The 20613-nt window shown below is 63.8% G+C and carries 21 protein-coding genes and 3 pseudogenes; 11 read left to right on the top strand and 13 right to left on the bottom strand.

Features of this window, described 5'->3' with window-relative positions:
* The first annotated feature begins 127 nt into the window (after window positions 1-127).
* The 6 genes from DM868_RS04575 to DM868_RS04550 are packed head-to-tail and all read left to right on the top strand — an operon-like array spanning window position 128 to window position 4687.
* Complete coding sequence (locus tag DM868_RS04575) at window positions 128-748, top strand: HAD family hydrolase (RefSeq protein ID WP_137275644.1); 621 nt, start codon at window positions 128-130, stop codon at window positions 746-748.
* Window positions 745-1668: an adenosylcobinamide-phosphate synthase CbiB gene (gene cbiB / locus DM868_RS04570; protein ID WP_246049010.1), complete on the top strand. Its 924-nt coding sequence runs from the start codon at window positions 745-747 to the stop codon at window positions 1666-1668. Before DM868_RS04575 ends, cbiB begins: the two co-directional genes overlap by 4 nt.
* Complete coding sequence (gene cobS, locus DM868_RS04565; protein ID WP_137275643.1) at window positions 1659-2411, top strand: adenosylcobinamide-GDP ribazoletransferase; 753 nt, start codon at window positions 1659-1661, stop codon at window positions 2409-2411. Before cbiB ends, cobS begins: the two co-directional genes overlap by 10 nt.
* Window positions 2411-2986, top strand: coding sequence for an NTP transferase domain-containing protein (locus tag DM868_RS04560; RefSeq protein WP_137275720.1), 576 nt, complete (start codon window positions 2411-2413; stop codon window positions 2984-2986). Before cobS ends, DM868_RS04560 begins: the two co-directional genes overlap by 1 nt.
* Complete coding sequence (gene cobD / locus DM868_RS04555) at window positions 2976-3989, top strand: threonine-phosphate decarboxylase CobD (protein WP_137275642.1); 1014 nt, start codon at window positions 2976-2978, stop codon at window positions 3987-3989. Before DM868_RS04560 ends, cobD begins: the two co-directional genes overlap by 11 nt.
* Window positions 3989-4687, top strand: coding sequence for an adenosylcobinamide amidohydrolase (locus DM868_RS04550; protein WP_137275641.1), 699 nt, complete (start codon window positions 3989-3991; stop codon window positions 4685-4687). Before cobD ends, DM868_RS04550 begins: the two co-directional genes overlap by 1 nt.
* Before the next feature lie 7 nt (window positions 4688-4694).
* Here DM868_RS04550 and DM868_RS04545 read toward each other — a convergent pair whose 3' ends face one another.
* On the bottom strand, window positions 4695-5906 hold the full coding sequence (locus DM868_RS04545; RefSeq protein ID WP_137275640.1) for an MFS transporter: 1212 nt from the start codon (window positions 5904-5906) through the stop codon (window positions 4695-4697).
* A gap of 115 nt (window positions 5907-6021) precedes the next feature.
* On the opposite strand from DM868_RS04545, the gene DM868_RS04540 reads away from it, so the two are divergent.
* Complete coding sequence (locus tag DM868_RS04540; protein WP_137275639.1) at window positions 6022-6204, top strand: hypothetical protein; 183 nt, start codon at window positions 6022-6024, stop codon at window positions 6202-6204.
* Here DM868_RS04540 and DM868_RS04535 read toward each other — a convergent pair.
* Together DM868_RS04535 and DM868_RS04530 are read right to left on the bottom strand one after the other, a co-directional pair.
* Window positions 6201-7058: a hypothetical protein gene (locus DM868_RS04535; RefSeq protein ID WP_170964424.1), complete on the bottom strand. Its 858-nt coding sequence runs from the start codon at window positions 7056-7058 to the stop codon at window positions 6201-6203. The genes DM868_RS04540 and DM868_RS04535 overlap by 4 nt on opposite strands.
* A gap of 61 nt (window positions 7059-7119) precedes the next feature.
* Window positions 7120-8562, bottom strand: coding sequence for an MATE family efflux transporter (locus DM868_RS04530; protein ID WP_137275637.1), 1443 nt, complete (start codon window positions 8560-8562; stop codon window positions 7120-7122).
* Window positions 8563-8659: 97 nt separating this feature from the next.
* Here DM868_RS04530 and DM868_RS04525 point away from each other — a divergent pair, with 97 nt between their 5' ends.
* Window positions 8660-8875, top strand: coding sequence for a hypothetical protein (locus DM868_RS04525; RefSeq protein WP_137275636.1), 216 nt, complete (start codon window positions 8660-8662; stop codon window positions 8873-8875).
* Between the two features lie 29 nt (window positions 8876-8904).
* Here DM868_RS04525 and DM868_RS04520 read toward each other — a convergent pair whose 3' ends face one another.
* The 4 genes from DM868_RS04520 to DM868_RS04505 form a co-directional block, all read right to left on the bottom strand.
* Window positions 8905-9414, bottom strand: coding sequence for a DUF2062 domain-containing protein (locus DM868_RS04520; protein WP_137275635.1), 510 nt, complete (start codon window positions 9412-9414; stop codon window positions 8905-8907).
* Window positions 9415-9456: 42 nt separating this feature from the next.
* On the bottom strand, window positions 9457-9858 hold the full coding sequence (locus DM868_RS04515; protein ID WP_137275634.1) for a hypothetical protein: 402 nt from the start codon (window positions 9856-9858) through the stop codon (window positions 9457-9459).
* A gap of 52 nt (window positions 9859-9910) precedes the next feature.
* The gene (thrC, locus tag DM868_RS04510; RefSeq protein ID WP_137275633.1) at window positions 9911-11170 is read right to left on the bottom strand and encodes a threonine synthase; all 1260 of its coding nucleotides are present in this window, start codon (window positions 11168-11170) and stop codon (window positions 9911-9913) included.
* Between the two features lie 71 nt (window positions 11171-11241).
* Window positions 11242-11487 carry a hypothetical protein gene (locus DM868_RS04505; RefSeq protein ID WP_137275632.1) on the bottom strand — a complete coding sequence of 82 codons (246 nt, stop codon included), beginning with the start codon at window positions 11485-11487 and terminating at the stop codon, window positions 11242-11244.
* Between the two features lie 154 nt (window positions 11488-11641).
* On the opposite strand from DM868_RS04505, the gene DM868_RS15040 reads away from it, so the two are divergent.
* Complete coding sequence (locus DM868_RS15040) at window positions 11642-11809, top strand: DUF7331 family protein (protein ID WP_170964423.1); 168 nt, start codon at window positions 11642-11644, stop codon at window positions 11807-11809.
* 19 nt (window positions 11810-11828) lie between these two features.
* Here the strand turns inward: DM868_RS15040 and DM868_RS04500 are convergent, their stop codons facing one another.
* From DM868_RS04500 to DM868_RS15705, 3 genes and pseudogenes are all read right to left on the bottom strand, one after another.
* On the bottom strand, window positions 11829-12203 hold the full coding sequence (locus DM868_RS04500; RefSeq protein WP_137275631.1) for a helix-turn-helix domain-containing protein: 375 nt from the start codon (window positions 12201-12203) through the stop codon (window positions 11829-11831).
* A gap of 90 nt (window positions 12204-12293) precedes the next feature.
* The gene (locus DM868_RS04495; RefSeq protein WP_137275630.1) at window positions 12294-12953 is read right to left on the bottom strand and encodes an alpha/beta hydrolase; all 660 of its coding nucleotides are present in this window, start codon (window positions 12951-12953) and stop codon (window positions 12294-12296) included.
* A gap of 74 nt (window positions 12954-13027) precedes the next feature.
* Window positions 13028-13255, bottom strand: a pseudogene (locus DM868_RS15705) (RNA-guided endonuclease InsQ/TnpB family protein); the annotation flags it as partial.
* A gap of 351 nt (window positions 13256-13606) precedes the next feature.
* Between DM868_RS15705 and DM868_RS15425 the strand changes: the two are divergent.
* Window positions 13607-13945, top strand: coding sequence for a helix-turn-helix domain-containing protein (locus DM868_RS15425; protein ID WP_137275629.1), 339 nt, complete (start codon window positions 13607-13609; stop codon window positions 13943-13945).
* On the opposite strand, the pseudogene DM868_RS04475 reads toward DM868_RS15425, so the two are convergent.
* From DM868_RS04475 to DM868_RS04465, 3 genes and pseudogenes are all read right to left on the bottom strand, one after another.
* Window positions 13942-14678: pseudogene (locus DM868_RS04475) on the bottom strand (IS6 family transposase). The gene DM868_RS15425 and the pseudogene DM868_RS04475 overlap by 4 nt on opposite strands.
* Before the next feature lie 64 nt (window positions 14679-14742).
* Window positions 14743-18894 (bottom strand): PAS domain S-box protein, encoded by a 4152-nt coding sequence (locus DM868_RS04470; protein WP_137275628.1) that lies wholly within the window; start codon window positions 18892-18894, stop codon window positions 14743-14745.
* Window positions 18895-19122: 228 nt separating this feature from the next.
* Window positions 19123-19940 (bottom strand): annotated as a pseudogene (locus tag DM868_RS04465) (transposase); the annotation flags it as partial.
* Window positions 19941-20358: 418 nt separating this feature from the next.
* Between DM868_RS04465 and DM868_RS15630 the strand changes: the two are divergent.
* Window positions 20359-20490, top strand: a complete 132-nt coding sequence (locus DM868_RS15630; RefSeq protein ID WP_281280672.1) for a hypothetical protein — start codon at window positions 20359-20361, stop codon at window positions 20488-20490.
* Window positions 20491-20613: the final 123 nt, after the last annotated feature.

The following is a 20613-nucleotide window of genomic DNA, read 5'->3' as shown; positions in this document are numbered from 1 at the left end:
GGTGACGATGGTCGTCGGGTATATAAATTCGCGATCGGGACGACGGGCCAATATTTCCGTACTCCACCGACGCGCTCGCGACGGGGTCCCGCGAGATTCAAGTTCTAGGGGTCGGTACGCACGATCAGTGGCAGTTTCGTTCGATCTCTTCGACACGCTCGTCTCGGTCGACACGCCCGAGGATCCCGCGGCGGCGGTCGCCGCTGAGCTTCGCGATCGCGGCGTCTCGGTCCCGTCGGACTTCGGCGACGCCTACCGGGAGGTCCACATCGACGCGCCGGCAGGCGCGGAGGTCCCGCTCCCGGCTCACGTCGCCGCGGCGCTCTCGTCTCGGGGCGTCGACGCCCCGAACAACGCTCCTCGACGGGCAGTCGTCGCCGCCTTCGACCCCGAGGTCGAGCGACGCCGGGACGCGCTCACGGCCATCGACGCCGCGGCCGAACGCGGCCCAGTCGCCCTATGTTCGAACTGCAGCGTTCCCGAACTCGTCGGCCGGACGCTCTATCGCGGGGGGCTCCGCGGCTCCTTCGACGCGATCGTCACGAGCGTCGGCTGCGGCTGGCGAAAACCGGATGCCAGGATGTTCGAACACGTCGGTGCGCAACTCGATGTCGAGCCGGATTCGATCGTCCACGTCGGCGACGACCCCGAAACCGACGGCGGTATCGAGGCCGTGGGCGGCGAGTTCGTGAACGTCGCCGAGACGCCGCTTTCGGACCTCCCGGCCGCGCTGGAGTCCGTTCCGTGATTGATCCCGGACTCGCGCTCGTCGTCGCAGTCGGGTTCGCCGCCGGCCTCGAAACAGCCGTCGGCGAGCCGCCGGTCCGCGCGCATCCGGTCGCGCTCCTCGGGCGCGCGATCGCGTGGCTGGAGCCGAAGCGCTTCGGCGCCCCCAAACTGAGCGGTACGGTGTACGCGCTTGCCGTCCCGATCGGCTGTGCGCTCGTCACCTACGGGATCGTGCGGCTCGCCGAGACGGCTGTACTCCCGCTTGCGGGCGCGCTCCTCGCGGGGTTCGTCCTGTGGATCTCCTCGAGCGTGCGGATGCTCCTCGGGAGCGCCCGACGCGTCGTCGAACTGAGCGACGAGGACGTCGACGCCGCCCGGGACGCGCTTCTCGCGCTCGCGGGTCGCAACGCAGACGAACTCACGCCGGAGCTCCTACGGAGCGCCGCCGTCGAGAGTCTCGCGGAGAACTTCTCTGATGGCCACCTCGCGCCGCTCTCGGCGTTCGTCGCCCTCTCGTTCGTCTCGATTCCCGCGGCGGCCGCCGGCGCGGCGTTCGTCAAGGGGGCGAACACCATGGACTCGATGCTCGGCTACCCCGGAGCGTTTGGGTGGGCGAGCGCGCGCCTCGACGATCTGGTCATGTTCGTCCCGTCCCGGCTCTCGGCGCTGTTCGTCGGCCTCGCCGCGGGCGATCCGGACGCTCCGCTTCGGGCGCGCCGGTACGCGCACAACACACCTTCCCCGAACGCCGGGTGGCCGATGGGCGCGCTCGCGGCCGGGCTGAACGTTCGGCTCGAAAAGCCCGGCGTGTACGTCCTCAACGATGTTTCGAGCTATCCGACGATCGCCGACGGGCGCGACGCGCTCTTGGCGATCCGTCGAGCCGCCATCGCCGCGTACGGCTGCGCCCTCCTCGTCGGGGTGATGCGATGGCTCTGAGCTCGATCGTCGGCGGGGTGCGAGGCGGCATCGCGTTCCTCACGAGACTCCCGGTCGAGACCGGGGAGGCCGACTGGGACCGGTTCCGATCGTTCCCGGCCGCGTTCCCGATCATCGCATACCTCGTCGGCGCGATCGCGTCACTGCCGTTCTTGTTCGGATTTTCCGCCCCAACGGCTTCGTTCGGCTATCTCCTCGTTCTCGTCGTTCTCGTCGGCATCCCCCACCTCGACGGCGTCGCTGACCTGGGCGATGCGATGGCCGCACACGGCGAGGACGCGACGAGGCGCGCATTGAAAGACACCGACACGGGCGTCGGCGCGATCGTCGCAGTCGTCGTCGTCGCGGGCGGGCTCGTTCTCGCCGGACTCGCGCTCGCGACCCTCCCGCCGCTCGCCGCCGTCGGCCTCGTAGTCGCCGCGGAGGCCGGCGCGAAACTCGGGATGGCGACCGTCGCCTGCCTCGGAACCGCGGCGCACGAGGGGCTCGGCTCGGCGTTCACCGAGCGCGCGGACTCGGGGGTGCTCTTGGGGCCGATCGTCGCCACGCTCCCGGCCGCGCTTTTTGCGCCGTTGCCCGCCGGTCTCGCCGCCGTCGCAGTCGGGCCGCTCGTCGCCATTCTCTCGATCCGGTGGGCGAACCGATCGCTCGGCGGCGTCAACGGCGACGTCTTCGGCGCGACGAACGAACTCGGTCGCGTCCTCGCGCTGCACGTGGGGGTGATCGCGTGGACGCTCTGGTGATGTGCGGCGGCGCGGGGACGCGCCTCGACCGCGGCGAGAAGCCGCTCTTCGAGGTCGGCGGCGCACCGATGATCGACCGCGTGCTCCGCGCGGTCGAAACGAGCCGGATCGACACTGCCCACGCCGTCACGTCACCGTTGACGCCCGAAACGATCCGGCGGCTGGACGGCCGGGTCCCGATCATCGAGACGGACGGTGACGGCTACGTCACGGATCTCACCGCGGCGCTCGACCGCGTCGACCGGCCGGTGTTGACGGTCGTTTCGGACCTGCCGCTCGTGACCGCCGAACTGATCGACCGAACGATCGACGCGTACGCGGACGGCGCGCTGACCGTCTGCGTTCCGACCGAACTCAAACGCCGACTCGGCGTCGGCGTCGATACGACGCGCGCACACGGCGGTCGCGAGCTCTCGCCGAGCGGGCTGAACGTTGTCGGCGAGGACGACGCGGAGACGATCCGCGTGAGCTACGACGCCCGCCTCGCGATCAACGTCAACCGGCCCTCGGACGCCGCGGTCGCCGACGAGTTCGCTCGAATACTCGACGGGGAGGCGATGGCGGATGGATCCTGACAGCGTCGACGGGGCGGGACGCGTTCCGCACGGATCGAGCGACGATCCTGACGTCCTCGACCTGAGCGCGAACATCAATCCGCGCGTGCCCGGCGGAACGCGACGGGCCTATCGTGCGGCGTTCGAGGACGCCCGCTCGTACCCGAACGACGCCTATCCGGCGTTCCGGGCCGCCGCCGCCGATTACGTCGGTTGCGACCCGGAGCAAATCGTTCCGACCGCCGGCGGGCTGGCGGCGATCCGCCTCACGATCGGGGTGACGGTTTCGCCCGGCGATCGCGTCCTCGTGCCCGCGCCCTCCTTCGGGGAGTACGTCCGAGAGGTGGAGTTGGCGGGCGGCGAGGCGGTCGTCGTCCCTCACGGCGAGCTCCTCGATCGCGATCCCGCCGAGTACGCGATGGCGATCGTCTGCACGCCGAACAATCCGACCGGCGAGTGCTACCCGACCGCGGCCCTCCGGGCGTTCGCCGATCGCTGTGAGGCGGCCGAAACGACGCTTTTGGCCGACGAGGCGTTCTTGGGGTTCACCGATCGGCCCTCGTTGGCCGGCCGCCCGGGCGTCGTCGTCGCCCGCTCGCTCACGAAACTGTTCGGCTTGCCGGGCCTTCGGGCCGGGTTCGTGGTCGCGGACGGCGTCGTCGGCGACCGCCTCCGGACGGCCCGGCCGGCGTGGTCGCTTGGCGGCCCCGCCGCCGCGGTGGGCGCACATGCGATGCGGGATTCGGCGTTCGTCGAAGAAACTCGACGGCGCGTCGAGCGCGAGCGGGCGTTCCTCCGGTCGGGGCTCGACACCCGCGGATTCGACGCGTTGCCCTCCGACGCACCGTTCGTCCTTTGCGACGTCGGCGAGTCCCCAGCCGACCTGCTCGCCTCGTGTCGGGAACGAGGCGTCGTCCTCCGCGACGCGACGACGTTCCGGGGCCTCGACAGCCACGTTCGAATCGCGGTTCGGGATCGCGACGCGACCGAGCGGCTGTTCGCCGTCCTCGACGAGGTGCGCTGATGTTCGCCTACGAGCGGACTGACGATCGACTGACGCTCCGCCGCCCCGACACGCGATGGCTCTCGAACGGCTTCGACGGCGGCTACGCCACCGCCGCTGCCGCCCACAACCTGACCGTCGAGGAGGGATTCGACCGGACCGATCTCGCGGCTTACGCGGCCGAGCGGCTCGGATATCGCCCTGTCGGCCCGACGCTTTTGACCGGCGTTCGGCAGACGAACGCCCGCGGCGCGCGGCTCGGTCCGATCGAAGCCGTCGTGACGGCGGGGTTGTCGAACCCCGCAGTGCTTCCAGTGGAGGCGTCGGACGACCCGCGGTCGGCCACCGCCGCGGTGGCTGATTCGGGGGTCGAGCCGGGAACCGTCAACGTCCTCGTCGGGTCGAGCGAACCGCTCACCGATGGAGGGTTGGCCGGATTGCTCGGCACGATCGTCGAGGCGAAGACGGCGACGCTCCTCGAACTCGCGGGCTGTACCGGAACGACGAGCGACGCGGTCGTCGTCGGTTGTCCGGCCGGGGCCGGCGGTGCGGCGTTCGCGGGTAGCGCGACCGAGATCGGGAACGCGGCGCGCGTCTGCGTTCGGGACGCCGTCGCGGCCGCGCTGGACGCTCGATACGGGGACGACCCCCCGCCCGCCCCCCGCGACGCGCCGTACGGCATCGTCACCTCGGAATCCGCGACCGTCTTCGAGCCGTGAGCGCCGCTCACAACTCGTCCATCGCGGCTCCGGCCCCGGCCGCGACGAGTGTCGCGGCCAGCACGAGCGCCAATCCCGGCGCGAACGAGCCGGTCGCATCCCGAAGCGCCCCGATGACCACCGGGCCGAGGAAACCGCCGATCTCCCCGACGGCGAAGACGAGGCCGACCGCGGTGCCGGTCAGCGCGGGCCCAATCCCGTCGAGTTCAGCGGGGATCGCCCGGATCAACGGCGCGAGCCCGCCCATCCCGATCCCGACGATCGCGACCGGGGCCGCGAGCAGAACGGCGATCGACGGCTCGAAGAAGAGTCCGCCGACCCCGATCCCGGCCCCACAGCCACACGCGATCACGGCCCCTCGCGTTCGATCCATCCGCTCGGCGATCGCGGGGATCGCGAGCACGCCGACGACCTGGCCGGCCACGAGAATCGCGGTCACGCCGCCGGCGAGACTCGGATCCACGCCGCGCGCCTCGAACAGCGTGACGAGCCACCCCTGGAGCCCGTGGTTGATGAACAGATACATCATGCCGAGCACGACTAACAGCCTGAGATCGCGGTGGGAGAACACCGCGCGAACGTCGTCGGTGAGCGATCCGAGCGCGAAATCGCCGCTGCCGTCGATCTCGTGGCTCCCGGCCGGGATCGCCCACGCGAGCAGCGCCCACGCGACGGCGAGCGCGACGGTCGCCGCGCCGCTCGCGAGGAACAGCGGCCGCCAGCCGCCCAGCGCGGGACCGATCACCGGTCGCCCAAGCGCGAACGTGCTCGCGCTGCCCGCGTAGGAGGCGACGAGGTAGACCGAGGCCGCCCGCCCGACGAGTTCGGTCGGATACAGTTCGGCGGCGAGCTTCGGCAGCCCGAACGTCAGCCCCGTCGCCCCGACGCCCATCAACAGCGTGAACGCGAGCATGCTCGGGAAGTCGGGGGCGCTCGCTCGGCCGAGCTGTCCGAGCCCCGCGAGCGCGACGCCAACGCCGATCCCGACACGCGCGCCGACGCGGTCGATGACGAGCCCGCTCAGCAGGCCGAGCGGGATGTAGGTGAGCGGAATCGCGCCGGCCAGCACGCCCGCCTGCGTCCCGCTCAGCCCCAGCGCATCGATGATCGGTCCGAGGTACGCGGGCAGCGAAAACCACACGAACAACAGCGCGCCGTACCCGATCCCGCCCACCGATAACAGGGCCGCGTTCTCGATCCTCGTCGGTCGTCGTCCCATCGACTGCGCGTTCACCCCCTCGGCGTAAATGGTCTGCTATCGCCGACCCGTCTAGACTCACATCGCCCGCGGCTCGTGCCGACGGTCTTGTGCAGTTGCAGGTCAAAGCTGCCGTATGGCAGCCCCTTACACGTGCGACGGCTGTGGGGCCTCCCTCGGCTCCGTCGACGACCTCCACCGCGAATCGACCGTGACGGGTCGGCTCTGGTACTGCGCGTACTGTCGGACGCCGGTCCCCTCGATCGTCGCCGAACGACTCGCACACCGCCGAGACGGGTCGCCGACGGATCGTCGCTAATCCCGTAACCGAACGGAGACGCCGGCGAAGCCGCACGACTCACACGATGGTATCGTCCGCTCACCGAGCGTGTACGTCGACAGCGCCGACCCACACCGCGGACAGCGATCGCCAGGCGCAACGCGGCCGTTTTTCACCCCCGCGAGCACCAGTCTGGCGCGGATTCCGTCCGCCATCGAGTCGTCGATCGAGCCGCCCCAGATGACGTGCGCGTTCGGTCCGACGTGTGCTCGAACCGTCGAGACCGCCTCGCTGATGTCCGCGACGGACATGCCGGGCGGCCCCACCAGATCGACGAGGACACCCCTGGCCGGATCAGTCTCGATCCCGGCCGCCAGCGTTCCGAACGCGTTTTCGACCGCCGTCGCCGGATCGCCGATCGAGCTCTCCCCGACGCAGAGCGCTCCCGTCCGTACCGACCGAAACACCGTCTGTGCATCCGCGAGATCGATGTTGACGATCCCAGACTCGCGGACGATCGACACGAGCGCTCCGACAGCCGCGGTCAAATCGACAACGCCGCTTCCGGTCGCCACGATGGTCGCGTCGACGCGTTCTGCGATCGCGTCGAGTGCGGCCTGTTCGCCCGCACTCGGTCGATTCGGGACCGTCACTGCCGCGAGGCACATGGGGGCAGTCGGTGTCTCGGGGAGTTCGACCGCGGCGTTCGCGTCGACGGCGGACCCGTCGGCCGCGACGATGACCGCGTCCGGCGTCTCCGCGGCATCCGTCGCCGGCAGGTCGCCGTCGGCGACCCGAGTTGTCGCCGTCCGGCCGGCCGATCCGTATCCGACGACGAGTATCGACTCCCCGAGCGCGTCGACGGCGAGTCGCAGCTCCTCGTCGGTCGTCATGGTCACAGTATGACCACCGGGCGCTATGACCATTGTGGCTGTGTCCACCGGCGAGGATCGGTCACTCACCGACCGCCGATTCGGGACGGTACCCGCGGCTGACGCGCTTCCAGATGCCGGTTCGGAACCGATAGTAGTTCAGCGCGGCCGGGATCGACGTCTCGGCGAAGAAGGCGAGATACAGTCCGTAGATCCCCAGCGGCGTGGTCGCACCGAGATAGACGAGCGGGATCGACGCCCCGAACGCGCCGACGGCCTGGCTCGCGAACGGCCAGCGGGTGTCGCCGGCCGCGTTCAGCGGCCCCGATGCCCCGCCGGAGACGCCCTGAAACACGATCGCACCGCAGGCGACCCGGACGAGATCGATCGCGATCGGCACGGCCGGAGCGGTCGGATCGTCGACGAACAGCGCGACGATCGGGTCGGCGAAGGCGAAGACGAGCGCCGCCGAGATGGCGTATACCGCGACGGAGAACCGGATGATCTCGCGGCCGTACGCCTCGGCGGTTGCCTCCGAGCCGACGCCGAGCTCTTGGCCCACGAGGCTCGACGAGGCGAGGCCGAACCCCCAGCCGGGGGTGTTCATCAGCCCCCAGATGCGGCGGGCGATGACGAACGCGGAGACCACGTCACGGCCGAAGACGTCGAGGATCGCGAACATCGGGAACTCCGCGACGGTCCACACGAGGTTGCGGCCCATGACCGGCAGCCCGATCGCGACGAGGTCCGCGACGGTCGCGGGGTCGACGTACGTCTCGGCCGGATCGATCGTGACCGGAAACGCCCCGGCTCCAGGGAACCGGCCGGCGGTGAGCCCGATGGCGAACGCCGTCGTCACGAAGACGTTCGAGAGGATGGTCCCGAGCGCCGCACCGACGACACCCATCCCGAATCCGAAGATCAACACGGCGTTCAACGCGACGTTTACCGCCGCTCCGCCGGCGCGGAGTTGCATCGCGGTGTACGCGTCGTCACAGCCGACGAGCGTTCGGCTCGCGACCAGATTGAGTCCCGCGAACGGGATCCCGAAGGCGACGACGCGGAGGTACGATCCCCCGGCGTCGACCACCGCGGGATCGCTGCTCAACAGCCCGATGAGCGCCGGTCCGAACCGCCAGAACCCCACCGTGACTGGAATCGACGCCGCGACGACGAGCAGCGCGCTCGATCGGACCGCCAATCCGAGGTCGTCGCGTGCGTCCGCCCCGTAGCGCTGGCTGACCAGTGCGATCGTCCCGCCCGCGACGCCGCCGCCGACGGCGAAGGCGAGCCCCCAGAACGGCCCGGCGATCCCGACGCCGGCAATGGCTGACGATCCGACCGCGACGCCGACCATCGCGACGTCGACTGCGTTCTTCGACATCCGGGCGATGCCCGTGACGATTCGGGGCCACGCGAGCTCCGTGGTCCGCCGTGCGCGCGCTTCGGTGACGAGTCCGACGCGAGCGAGCGCGAGGCCGATCCAGAGGATTCCCAGCCGGATCGGATTCGGTACGGAGGACACGTCGTATGGATATCTGATCGGTCAGCCGGGCAAAACGCTTTCCGTCCGAGCCGAGACGCAATAATCACGTACCCCCCGTGCGTAGCGCCGATACGACATGTCAGAGAACACTTCGACGTACGGAAAAACGGGTGCTGCGAGTCTCTTTGCGGCCGTTCTCGTGTGGGCCGCCGCCGTCACGCTCGGCGAGACGGGGACGAACCCGGACGTGATGACCCGGAGCATCGGCTACCTCGGCCTCGCGCTGCTCGCGATCGGCGCGGTCGCACTCGCGACGATGCTCGTTGGTATCTACACCGACGCCGACCTGTAACCGCCCCCTTCGAGCGCGGTATCGATCCGCTACGGGCGGTTCCGCACCCGTCCGAGCGCCCCTTCTACGACCCCTATCTCTTTGCTTCGACGCCGATAGGCCGCCGTCAACCGATAAGCGGCGGCGTAGCCGGCCACGGTGAAGAGCACCGCGAGAATCAGGTTGCCGAGGAGGAGCCGAGCGACGACCTCCGGTGCGGCCGACAGCGACAGTGACAGCTCCGAGCGACTCACGCCGTCGACGGGGCCGAGGAGCACCGATCCGAGCCAGAAACTCGTCCCGTAGACGCCCCACTTCACCGCCGGGTTCAACACGATCACCGACGAGAAGAGCGCGAGTTTCGAGACGCCCGAAAACAGGTACGCGATGAGGACGAACAGCAGAAACCCTGTTCCGAGCGTCGGGAGCGCGGTGATGAAGACGCCCAGCGCGAAACTGCCGGCGACCTGCTGTGGGGTGTACTCGCCGTCGAGGGAGGCCTCCAGCTCCCCCTTGAGCTCCGCGCGTATCGAGCGCACGTACGCTCGGAGTCGATCCATTGTGCCACCGTACCACCCCCGAGGGAAAGAATCTATCGAGGGTTACGTCGTCTCGCCGGATTCGACGTCGAGGCTGAGCAGGTACGTCTCGCCCCGGAACCGGACGTCGAGTTCGACGTGCTCGTCGGTCGTTAGGTCGACGCCTGCGTGCGATTCAATTCGATCGCCCAACTCTGCCAGCCCCGTCGACGGCCCGGTTTCGTTCCGACCGGGTTCCCACGATACGCAGCGTTCGACGTGTTCGTCCTCAATCGCGGTCTCGGCGACGACGACGGCCTCCGCCGACAGCGACGCGGGATCGAGCAACAGCGGCGACTCGGCGGACGATATCGGGCGCATCGACACCCGGACGGTCGCCCCGCGACAGCTCGCGCCGGGATCGGACACGCATCCGGCGACCGCGGCGGCGGCGAGCGTACAGACGTCTCGGCGGGTTGGCCTCACGTCCGACCCTGCGGGATCGACCGCGAAGTGCGTTGTGGTCGCGGGAGGTTCCTCACTCGGCGAGATGTTCGAGGACCGCTTCGGTGCTGTTGGCCACCGGTTCGGGATCGCTGCCGGCCGCGGCGGCGGCGTCGGGGTCCTTCAGCAGGTGGCCGGTGGTGAGACAGACGACGTCCTCGTCGGCGTCGACGACGCCCTCCTCGCGGAGCTTTCGGAGGCCGGCGACCGAGGCCGCCGAGGCCGGCTCGACGCCGACGCCCTCCTCGGCGAGGTCGCGCTGGGCGGCCGTGATCCCCGAATCGGAAACGGAGACCGCCGTGCCGCCGGTCGCGCGGATGCCCGGCAGCGCCTTCGGCGCGTTCACCGGGTTGCCGATCCGGATCGCGGTCGCGATCGTCTCGACGTGCTCCCAGCGGCGCGTGTCCTCGAGGCCCTCCTCGATGGCCTCAACCATCGGTGCGGCACCCTCCGCCTGCACGCCGGTCAGCTTCGGCACGTCCTCTTCGGCGAGGTCGCCCCCGGCGACCAGTTCGCGGAAGCACTTGTACAGTGCGGCGGTGTTGCCGGCGTTACCGACCGGGAGGACGATCCGGTCGGGGAACCGACCGTGGTCGTCGCGGAACGCCTCGAGTATCTCGAGCCCGATCGTCTTTTGGCCCTCCAATCGGAACGGGTTTAGCGAGTTGAGGAGATACGCTTCGCCCCGATCGGCGAGGCCCTGGACGATGTCGAGACACGCGTCGAAGTTGCCGTCGACTTCGAGGATTCGTGCCCCGTGGAGGCTCGCTTGGGCGATCTTGCCCGCGGCGACCTTCCCGGCGGGCAACAACACGAGCGTCTGCAGACCCGCCCGCGCGCCGTAGGCGGCGAGCGCGGCGGAGGTGTTCCCGGTCGACGCGCATGCCAGCCGATCGACGCCGAGTTCCTCGGCCACGCGAACGCCGACCGTCATCCCGCGGTCCTTGAACGAGCCAGTCGGGTTCATGCCCTCGTGTTTGATCCGGAGGTTCCGAACCCCGATCGACTCGCGGAGGCGCGGGACCCGGTGTAGCGGCGTGTCTCCTTCGGGAAGCGTGACACCCGCCTCGAACGGCAACGCCACGTTGTACCGCCAGACGCCGCGTCCGTCAAACCCGTCGAACGTCGGGTATCGGTCGTATCGCGCCTCGAGGAGCCCACCGCAGTCCGGGCAGGTGTAGATGATGTCGTCGAACGGCGCGTGATCGCGCCCACACTCGATACAGTGGAGCCACACGCCGTCGTCTGCCACGCCGGGCGCGTCAGGTGCGTCGGGAAGTGCGAGGTCTGCCATTGTGTATCGTCCGTAGCCGAGTCGCAAAAAGGGGCCGCTTTCGGCTCGTCACGTCGAACGGTCGGCGACCGTCAGTTCGGATCGTCGCGCGCGAAGCCGAGATTCTCGATGCACTCGCGCATCTCCTCGGCGTCAGTGTGTTTGTGCAGAATCGTCGGTGAATCACAGTAGTAGATCTCGCCGTCGAATCGCAGCGTTAGCTCTTCGAGCGAGCCCAACACCTCCGTTTGGACGATGAATCGCTTGCCGGCTTGCAGTCCGGAGAGTAGTTCCTCGGCGGTTCGTTCGCCCGGCTCGATGACGGTCGATTCGTTCATGCCTCACGCAAGGAGCCGCTGCTACTTTATTTGATTCCCGCCCGGCCTAAAGGCCGGGATTCCGTCGCTGTTTAAACACGAATGGGTCATGATAACGTTTATCAACCAAGCAGCCGAACTGTTCCGTGTATGGCGACTTCGCCCGTGATCCGCAATGTCCGCACCACTCGAAAACGATCCTGACGGTGACAGCCCGCCCCAACAGGGTGGCGAGTACGTCGAGTTGACGCTCGAAACCGGCGAGATCGTCATCTATCGAGCGGACAACCCAAGCGCGTGGATCCAATCGGACACGGCTGTCGAACTCTCCTCGTCCGCGTGATCGCGCTCGATCCCGTCGATCACGGGAACTCGTCGATCCGCTCGTGGACGTAGGCGGCCCACTCGTTCAGCGTCTCGTGCATCAGTTCGCGGGCCTCCTCCGGCGCGGTCGCTCGATACTGATAGACGTGTCCACCGCTGTCGAGTAGTCGACGGCGGCGATCGACGAGGTGTTTCTCCATGAGCGTCGTGAGTCCACGGTTGACGTTGCTCCGATCGCGATCGACGGTCTCCGCGAGCTCCGCGACGGTGCTGTCGGGGGCGTTCAGGAGTTCGAGATACAGCCGCGCTTCGTGGTCCTGTATGCCGAAGACGCACCGAAGCACCTCCTCGAAGCCGGGCTCCGAGTCGAGCATGAGATCGCGAAAACGCGATGGATCCGGGTCGGGTTCCATGCGACGGATTGCTACCGAAGCCGATAAAGTTCATCCGGTACCGACCGCGGCTGCGATCGGAGCCAACGCTCCCCCGGTACGTCGGCCGCTTTAGATCCATCCCTCGAGCCACGCCACCACGTCGGTGATCTCGTCGGGTATCGTTCCGTGCCCCACGCTGTACGTCTCGAAGCGGACGTCCGAACCGCCGGATTCGAGCAGTTCGGCGGCTCGCTCGGCGCGGACCGGCGGGATGACCTGATCCATCGAGCCGCAGCCGATGAAGACTGGTTTGCCGGCGGCCTTCTCAACGTCGCCCTCGTGTGATTCGGCGAGATAGCCGTTGAGCGCGACGACCCACCGATACGCCTCGGGACGTTCGAGCAGCGCCGACATGCTCGTGATCGCGCCCTGACTGAAGCCCAACAGACCGATCCGGTCGGGATCGAGGTCGTAGCGCGCCGTCGCCGCCTCGACGAACTCGTGGAGGAGATCGAGGCTTCGGCGGAAGCCGTTAGGATCGGGCTGGCTGGCATGTAACCCGCCCGCCGAGAGGTCGAGGTCGTACCACGTGTAGCTGTTCGGGCCGCCCATCGAATTGGGCGCTCGAACGCTCAGCACGTGCAGTTCCTCCGGGAGTTGCGCTCCGATCGACAGGAGATCCCGTTCGTTCGTGCCGCGGCCGTGGACCAACACGACAGCGGGTGCGTTCGACTCGACGGTCCCCGAACGGCTGACGTGTACGAGCGGTAGCTCCTCCGAAGCGTCCATGGCACCTGTACGATCGCCTCTGATAAAAGCCGCCGGTATCCAGAGTGCTACGCCCAGGTCAACTACCTCACCCTGCTTCGCTCACCCCGATGAGTGGCGTGGATCGCGTGCTGCCTCCCGAGGCCGGTGTGTTCGCGCACATCGTCGTAGGCGAGGGGTTGTACGTCGCTCTTCGTGTTGCATTTGTCCCACGCGATGTCAGTGGCGATTTGGCACCCACGCGTCCACTCAGAGATAGTTACCTCAAGCAACTGCCGTTGCTCACCGTCTACTGAGAGACGAGTGATCGCTGTCCGACGCACGTGGTCGTATTCTGGGCTTTGGTGAGAATCGTTTGAGCCCCCGTCTCGACCGTCTCCTTGAGATCGGCGGTGAACCGCTCGTGCCAGTTCCGCCACAGTGTCGATTGGTCCGGGATCGTCTCGAACTCCAGGTGCCCACAGAGTTCAGGACGGTTCCTGAGGTGGCCAACTAGTGCTGTTTCGTGTGCCCATCCGTGGAGTTCTTTGACCAGAGTCGAGAGCCAAGGACACAACGAGACCCTCATAACACAATCGTCAAGAGCCCATCCACCTGGCCGGTACGGGGACTGCGACAAGCCACTTCATTTCTATCAAGAGAAATACTATGTGTCTTCACGAACAGCATAACGTATGAGCTCAGCTCCATCTCTCACACAGGTTCGGGACGTGTTCGAGGCGCTTGGGCCGCCTGGCACACCGTTTACGACGCCTGAGGTCGCCACAAAATTCGACTGTACTAACCGAACGATCTACAACAGACTCGAGACGCTCGTCGAAGATGATGTGTTGGAGACAAAGAAAGTCGGAGCTCGCGGTCGTGTCTGGTGGCACCCGGTAGAAAAACACAACGCGGAACGGGGCAATGAGCAACGGCTCGGAGCCTTGGTCAAAGCCACCATGGAAGGGGTTTATCGGGTAAGTCCTGATTGGTCCGAAATATACCAACTTGCTGGAGAGGGCACTGTCTAGTTAAGGATTTTTTCAGCTGGTGTTCGATTTTCGAGTGATTGATGCGGCCGTTGGCGGTTGTAATAGTGTACGAACTGTTCAATACATTTTCGAACGCTCCGCTGACTGCCCACCCACGAGTGATAGAAGCGGTCGATACGTTGTTTCAGAGTTTGAAACCACGTTTCGATGAGGTTTCGGTCGGTATAATTCCGCCGACCGCTCAGCCCTAACCGGGCAAGTGCAGTCTCATAACCGAAGCCGTCGACGAGAAACACGGTCTCGGAGAGATCGTGTTTCTCGGCAAGGCGATGAAGAAACGCAGCCGCCGGGTCAGTGCCATGGCGTCCAAACAATTCAGCATCAATAATAAGCTTTGAGTCAAAGTCTATTGCAGCATACACCCAACACAGCTCGCCGTTAATGTTGACAGCGGTTTCGTCGACGGCGACCCGCGTCGGCTTCGCCTCAGGCGGGTCGGGAACGCTATCAGCGACCTGATGAACCCATTGCCAGATCGCTTGATGAGAGCGTTCCACGCCGAAGAGTCGAAGAATTTCTTATGTCTCTCTGAGAGAACAACCAGTCGTGTGGAGCCGGACGGCGAACGCCCTGACGGGCGTCCTCAGAACGCTTTGCGTTCTGATGGGCTGCACAAGAGCTCCGCTCTTGTGAACGTCGCCGTCCGCTCTCGCTCCCAACATTCAAGATTCGTGGTTTCTGACGTCTCTCTGAGCAGTTCTTCGTTGAGCATGAACACTTAAACCATTGATCTGCTCACTTCTCAAACTGGCTTAACTAGACAGTGCCATCTTATTTTAGTTATCTTCTACTTGGTACTTGCTTAGTACAGAGGCCTGTGCATCGACGAACTCAACATTCGTAATCTCAAACCGTGTTCCGTCGTCCGCCCCATCTGTAACACGAATGTGCCAATCGTGGGCAGTGACGATCTGTTCGACGATACGCAGTCCGAACCCGGTTCCGTCAGTCGACTTCGAGTAGCCGGCCTCGAAGACAGCATCGCGCTCGTCGGACGGAATCCCTGGACCATCGTCCTCGATGTAGAACCCGTCGTCTAGTCCCCCAACCGTCACAGTCACGTCCGTCCCGCCGTGTTCGACTGCGTTCCGAAACAGGTTCTCAAACACCTGTTTGAGGCGACTTCTGTCTGCCCGAACGCCTCGATCGATAGTAGTGATTACTCTTGCCTGATTCGTCTCGACGTTCTCCCAGCACTCGTCGGCTATCATAGCGAGGTCGACCGGCTGAGCGTCGGTCACCTCTTTGCCTTCCCGGGCTAGCGTTAGGAGCTCATCGATCAGCGCCTCCATCCGGTCAAGCGCATCTTCGAGGTCGCCGAGGTGATCGCTGTCGCACTCCTCGGCTGCCAGTTCGAGCCGCCCGGTGGCAACGTTCAGCGGGTTTCGGAGATCGTGTGAGACAACGCTCGTGAACTCTTCGAGCCGCTCGTTCGCACGCCTGACCGACTCACGTTCGCTGATGTCGATATACATCGCTACCGTTCCGATGATCTCGCCGTCGGTCCTCCGGCGCGGAACCGCACGCAGAAGCGCTTCGATGACCTCACCGTCGATAGTTAGTAGCTCGCGTCTCTCTCTGGTAAACTGTCCGTCAAGTGCCTGGCTGTACCCCTCCGATTGCAGTCTTTCAGCATATTCGGGTGTGTAGAACTCCGCGAGTTCACTGCCGATTATTGTATCCGCATCGTATCCAAGGGTCTCGACGAACTGGCTGTTACAGTCATCGATGATCGGTCGGCCGTCCTCGGATCGCGTGAGAATCGTCATCACCGGGGCCTCCTCAAACAGTGTTCGGTACTGGGTTTCGTATTTCGTCGCCAGTTGCTCCAGTTCCTCAGTTTTGTGTTCCAGTTGCTGTTCGTGTTTTATCTGTTCGGTAATGTCGGTTGAAACACCGGTGAGCTGCGACGAGTCGCCGTTCTCGCCAGTAATCGCGTCGAGGCGTGCCTGCACCCACCGCACACCACGGTCGGGGTGGTCGATACGAAACTCCTGTTCGCGTGACCAGTCGGACGTTTCGTCCTGCTGGGCTTCCATCTCCGCAAGTAACTCGTCCTTGTCGTCGGGATGGACGTGTCGGAGCCATGCCATTGAGTCGTCGTATGCCTCTTCCGGGGTGATCCCGTAGATCGTTTCCACTGCCGGATTCACGTACTCGGTTTCGGAGTAGTCGGTCGGCAACAGGAAAAACGCGTCCTCAACGTTGCTCGCGAACCGCTCGAACCGTTCGCGGACCATTCGAAGCTCCTGCTCGCGCTCCTTGCGCTCGGTGATGTCCTGAAACGTCCCTTGAACGGCGATGAGTTCATCATCCTCATATACCGGTTCTCCGAGCGCGCGAACCCAGCGCACGTCGTCGTCGACTGTGACGATCCGCAATTCCACGTCATACGGTTCGCCCTCGGATGTTAGACGGTCAACAGCATCCCGAATCGTGTCTCTATCGTCGGGATGATAGAACTCGATGGCGTCTTCAATTCTCACATCGGCATCCGGTGGCAGTCCGTGGATCCGATACACTTCGTCTGACCACCGCAGCGACTCAGACTGCACGTTATATTCCCATCCACCGATCTGTGCGACTTCTTGTGTCTCTTGTAGGAACTGGCGGCTCCGGTCAAGTTCCTGCTTTCGCTGCTTGCGTTCTGTTACATCACGATATAGCCACAGGTGTGCCTCGCCCTCGGGCAGGGTGTACGGCACGTAATCGCGTTCGAGCACACGACCGTCTGCCAGGGGGAGTTCCTCGTTTTGAGCCGGCTCTCTCCGTTCGATCCGTCCGGTAACCCCTTCAATAAATCCCTCAGGATCGGCGAACAGGTCCTTGAGTTCTTCAGCCGTCGCGGCGCAGTCACGCCCAGTGAGTTCATCACCGCCGATCGGTCTGCCAAACGTCTCCCCCAACAGGTCATTTGCCATGAGTATGTCGCGTTCAGCATCTTCGACGAGCACGCCCATCGGCAGGTTTTCGACTATCGTTCGGAGGATGGTGTTTGTCCGACGAAGCTCCTTTTGCCGTTCTTTGCGCTCGGTGATGTCAACGAGGTATCCTAACCGATGGGTAATCTCACCGTCCTTCCGGACGTTTTTCGTGTGATCGAGTACCCACCGAACGGTTCCATCAGGGGCAACAATGCGATACGGTTCGTGGTTGAACTGGTCGGTCTCTCTGTCGCTGTGTTCGGCGACTTCCTCAAATACCCGCTCGCGGTCCTGATCGTGGATGACGTCCGCGTAAGCTACGGCTCCCGACTGGAACTGTTCGGCCGTGTACCCGAGTACGTCCTCGACGTTCTCCGAGACGTGCTCGACAGGCCATCCCTCCGCTTCTCGCCAGTTGAAGACGACTGCGGGACCCTGTGTGAACATATCCCGCTCTTCTTTCAGTTGTTGTTCGTACGTCTTGCGGTCGTCGATATCGAGGTGGATGCCGACGGCCCGAGCCGGCTCGCCGTCTTCGCCTCGCTCGACGACCTGCCCGATGTCTCGGATCCACCTGTAGTCACCGTCGGCAGTCTGCATCCGGTGCTCCGTGTCGTAGTACTCGGCCTCGCCTGCGATGTGTCTCTCAAGGGCCTCCTCAACGCCGTCGAGGTCGTCGGAATGTACGCGTGTTTCCCATGCCTCAAGACGCGGCTCAATCTCGTCGAGAGAGTAACCGAGCAGTTCGGCCCACTGCTCGTTGAACTCCACCCCATCTGTAGTCATATCCCAGTCCCAAATCCCCAGATTGGCACCCCCGACAGCAAGGTCGAGTCGCTCTGTGAGTTTCTGAATTTCGCGCTCCCGCTCTCTACGCTCAGTAATATCAAAAAAAGATGACACCACTCCGACCGGGGTACCGTCGCTGTTTGTCAGGTGGCTGTTCACTCCTCTGGCGTAGAACGTTGACCCATCTGCCCGGACGGCTTCGAGTTCACCTTCCCAACGTCCCAGTTCTTTGACCGTCTCCAGCACAGACCGTGCCTGCTCAGGATTCTCCCACAGATCTATGGCTGAACGTCCGATCACATCGTCTTCATCATCGTACCCCCACATATCGAGAAATGCAGGGTTCACATCGGTTAATTCGCCGTCAAGATCTACTTGTGCAATCCCGCTGAGGGCTGATTCATACGCATACTGGTACTGCTGGAGCATATTCTCACGCTTTTTACGCTCGGTAATATCCATCGAGACACCGAGCACAGCGTCACCGTCTGTCTCAACCGGGTCGTAGGGGATCTTCGTCGTTTCTAAGAGCCGTGTTTCACCGTCTGCGGTCGTCAGCGACTCCTCGGGAATGTACTTGGGCTTGCCGGATTCGATGACGGCCTGATCATCGGCACGGAACTGTTCAATTTCGGCCTTGGAGTCGGCGAAGTCGGCATCTGTGGCTCCCTCAAGATTGCCGACGGTTGTCCCGTACGCCTCAGCAGTAGCCTCGTTTGCTAGCAAGAACTCGCCGGCCTCGTCTTTGACGAAGACGAACTGTGGAAGCAGATCGATGATCTGGCGCAAGCGATTGCGAGTCGCTTTGGCACGCTCCTGTTGGCGGTATCCCTCGACAGCATTGCGAATTTTATTAGCGAGGACGGTATACTGGCTCGTCCCGGATTCTTTTTGTAGGTAGTCCGTCACACCGGCAGCGATCGCATCGCTCGCAACCGTTTCGCTCCCTTTGCCAGTATACAATATAAATGGCAGGTTGAGGTACTTTTCGCGTACGGTTTCGAGGAACTCGATACCGTTCTGGCCGGGCATCTCGTAGTCGCTCACGATACAGTCGAAGCTATTTGCGGCAAGTCGATCCAGTCCCTCACTGGCGTTTATCGCTGTCTCGACGGTAAATTGAGCCTCGTGTTCTGAGAGCATCTCGACCGTCAGATCCGCGAAGGCGGGATCATCATCAACGTGAAGAACTGAGATCCCAGACGCTTCTGTCATATATACGTCAGCCAATGCTAGCGTGCAGTATAGGATTTATGACCTGATTTTCACGTGAGATACTGCCGAATGGATGGGATTCGCATACCGACAGCGTGTCCTGAGTTGGATCCCTGTGAAGTCGTCCGGGACTGGTCGAAACTGAACAAGGTGGGAAACATAACGGCATAAAGCTTTGAGGAACTGATTTCCCTGCTCTATTGAAAATGCGGTACGGCAGTGGGATGATAACGTTTTGGCGAGCTCCTTGAGATTGTTGAGGGTGAACACAAGGACGATTTCACGGAATTGTCGGTACCAGAATCGCGAACGCAGGGTGGAGTCCTGCGTTCGCCTGACCGTCGAGTAGGATGTCTCGGACATCCACCGCTGTGTGTAGCCTTTCGCCCGGATAAGTGCGTTATTCGCGGTTGCTTTCGGTGTTGAACCGCGGTAGTGAACGAGGTACTTGATGTCCAGTGCAGCGATCTCGTACTCGGTGTGTCAGTTTTGGAAGCCATTGTCGGCAGCCACGGCCCGCAGGTCGTCCGCGTTCCGGCGGACGACCCGTGGGCCAGCCTTCGTGTCGTGTTCACGCTCGACACAGCAATGCGCGTCCAGTACCGCCAGCGACTCTGTATCAGTCAGTATTGTTGGTTTGACCGTTTTCACGTTCTGTCCGCGCCGCTGGCGGTAGTACCGCGAGGCTTGGTTGCGTTGGAAAAACGTGCTGTCCAGTGCGGCGGGACCAGACTGCGGGTGTTGCTGCGCATCTCCGCGCAGCGACGCCCACCAGATGTACATCGCGTAACGGTCGAAGGGGTGGTGGAACGTGGTTGGATCAGGCGGCGCGTCCGGGTGGACGCCGAGGCGGTCGCACACAGCTGGCATGAGACTCATTCGATCAACGAGTTCGACGTAGGTTCCCCTTCCTTGCGAACACAGTGTGCGACGATGTGAGCCTCGTGGGCAAGCCCACCCGAGTCGGGCTTGCCCGCTCGTTTCCCCAACGCTTGTTTGGCTACACGTAGTGCTGTCTCAACGAGGTCGAGTAAAGCGACGCCCATAATTGTCTTCTCGACCTCATTTCCTCAAACCGTTACGGAATAGTAATCTCGTTGCTGTCTTCTATTTTCAATAAAGCACCATTTGTCAATTTTGATATGGATACTGTTGGTCCATCTCGTCGAGAAGCGGTAAGGGTCTGACGAACTGGACACGCTACGGTTGATAACTGAACCGAGAGGCGGAGGTCACGCTGATGTATATAGATGATAAAAAGAAGCGCTCTGCAGGTGGCTCCCGATTTGTTGCAACAAAGTACTACAAGCGTCTCTAAACCTGACAAGACGGTAGGGCTTGAACGGCCTGGTTTCGGGTAGTACGGTCGACCCGTGGAATAACTGTTTACGATTTGCACAAGGGATCCAGGAGGTATCTGACGCAACGGACCATCAGGCGGCGACAACAGAGGAAGTTGCAAGCATGGTCGACGCGCTAGTTGCCGATCTCGATGAGGTAGCCGAAGAAGTCGAGACCATTGCCGCAGCGAACGAAGAGCAAACCGCGCAAATACACGAGATTGCAGAGACAGCTAGACAACTCGGCTCGGAATAACACCCTTCTTACCGGCGGAGCATACCAATGTTTATAAATTAAATTGCGTTATAAGTACAATACTCGCTCAGATAATCCTATATATAAACATAACGTACCGAATAGTTTTTAATGTTTGTATGA

Source organism: Natronomonas salsuginis, from assembly GCF_005239135.1.
GTDB classification, from domain to species: Archaea; Halobacteriota; Halobacteria; order Halobacteriales; family Haloarculaceae; genus Natronomonas; species Natronomonas salsuginis.
Note: the sequence above shows the minus strand (reverse complement) of the source record. Positions and strands in the feature narration are given on the sequence as shown.

Bases quoted from the DNA above. Each gene is read 5' to 3' on its own strand.
- cobS (WP_137275643.1), top strand. From the start codon at position 1,659: ATGGCTCTGAGCTCGATCGTCGGCGGGGTGCGAGGCGGCATCGCGTTC.
- DM868_RS04560 (WP_137275720.1), top strand. From the start codon at position 2,411: ATGTGCGGCGGCGCGGGGACGCGCCTCGACCGCGGCGAGAAGCCGCTC.
- cobD (WP_137275642.1), top strand. From the start codon at position 2,976: ATGGATCCTGACAGCGTCGACGGGGCGGGACGCGTTCCGCACGGATCG.
- DM868_RS04550 (WP_137275641.1), top strand. From the start codon at position 3,989: ATGTTCGCCTACGAGCGGACTGACGATCGACTGACGCTCCGCCGCCCC.
- DM868_RS04545 (WP_137275640.1), bottom strand. From the start codon at position 5,906: ATGGGACGACGACCGACGAGGATCGAGAACGCGGCCCTGTTATCGGTG.
- DM868_RS04540 (WP_137275639.1), top strand. From the start codon at position 6,022: ATGGCAGCCCCTTACACGTGCGACGGCTGTGGGGCCTCCCTCGGCTCC.
- DM868_RS04535 (WP_170964424.1), bottom strand. From the start codon at position 7,058: ATGACGACCGACGAGGAGCTGCGACTCGCCGTCGACGCGCTCGGGGAG.
- DM868_RS04525 (WP_137275636.1), top strand. From the start codon at position 8,660: ATGTCAGAGAACACTTCGACGTACGGAAAAACGGGTGCTGCGAGTCTC.
- DM868_RS04520 (WP_137275635.1), bottom strand. From the start codon at position 9,414: ATGGATCGACTCCGAGCGTACGTGCGCTCGATACGCGCGGAGCTCAAG.
- thrC (WP_137275633.1), bottom strand. From the start codon at position 11,170: ATGGCAGACCTCGCACTTCCCGACGCACCTGACGCGCCCGGCGTGGCA.
- DM868_RS04505 (WP_137275632.1), bottom strand. From the start codon at position 11,487: ATGAACGAATCGACCGTCATCGAGCCGGGCGAACGAACCGCCGAGGAA.
- DM868_RS15040 (WP_170964423.1), top strand. From the start codon at position 11,642: ATGTCCGCACCACTCGAAAACGATCCTGACGGTGACAGCCCGCCCCAA.
- DM868_RS04500 (WP_137275631.1), bottom strand. From the start codon at position 12,203: ATGGAACCCGACCCGGATCCATCGCGTTTTCGCGATCTCATGCTCGAC.
- DM868_RS04495 (WP_137275630.1), bottom strand. From the start codon at position 12,953: ATGGACGCTTCGGAGGAGCTACCGCTCGTACACGTCAGCCGTTCGGGG.
- DM868_RS15425 (WP_137275629.1), top strand. From the start codon at position 13,607: ATGAGCTCAGCTCCATCTCTCACACAGGTTCGGGACGTGTTCGAGGCG.
- DM868_RS04470 (WP_137275628.1), bottom strand. From the start codon at position 18,894: ATGACAGAAGCGTCTGGGATCTCAGTTCTTCACGTTGATGATGATCCC.
- DM868_RS15630 (WP_281280672.1), top strand. From the start codon at position 20,359: ATGGTCGACGCGCTAGTTGCCGATCTCGATGAGGTAGCCGAAGAAGTC.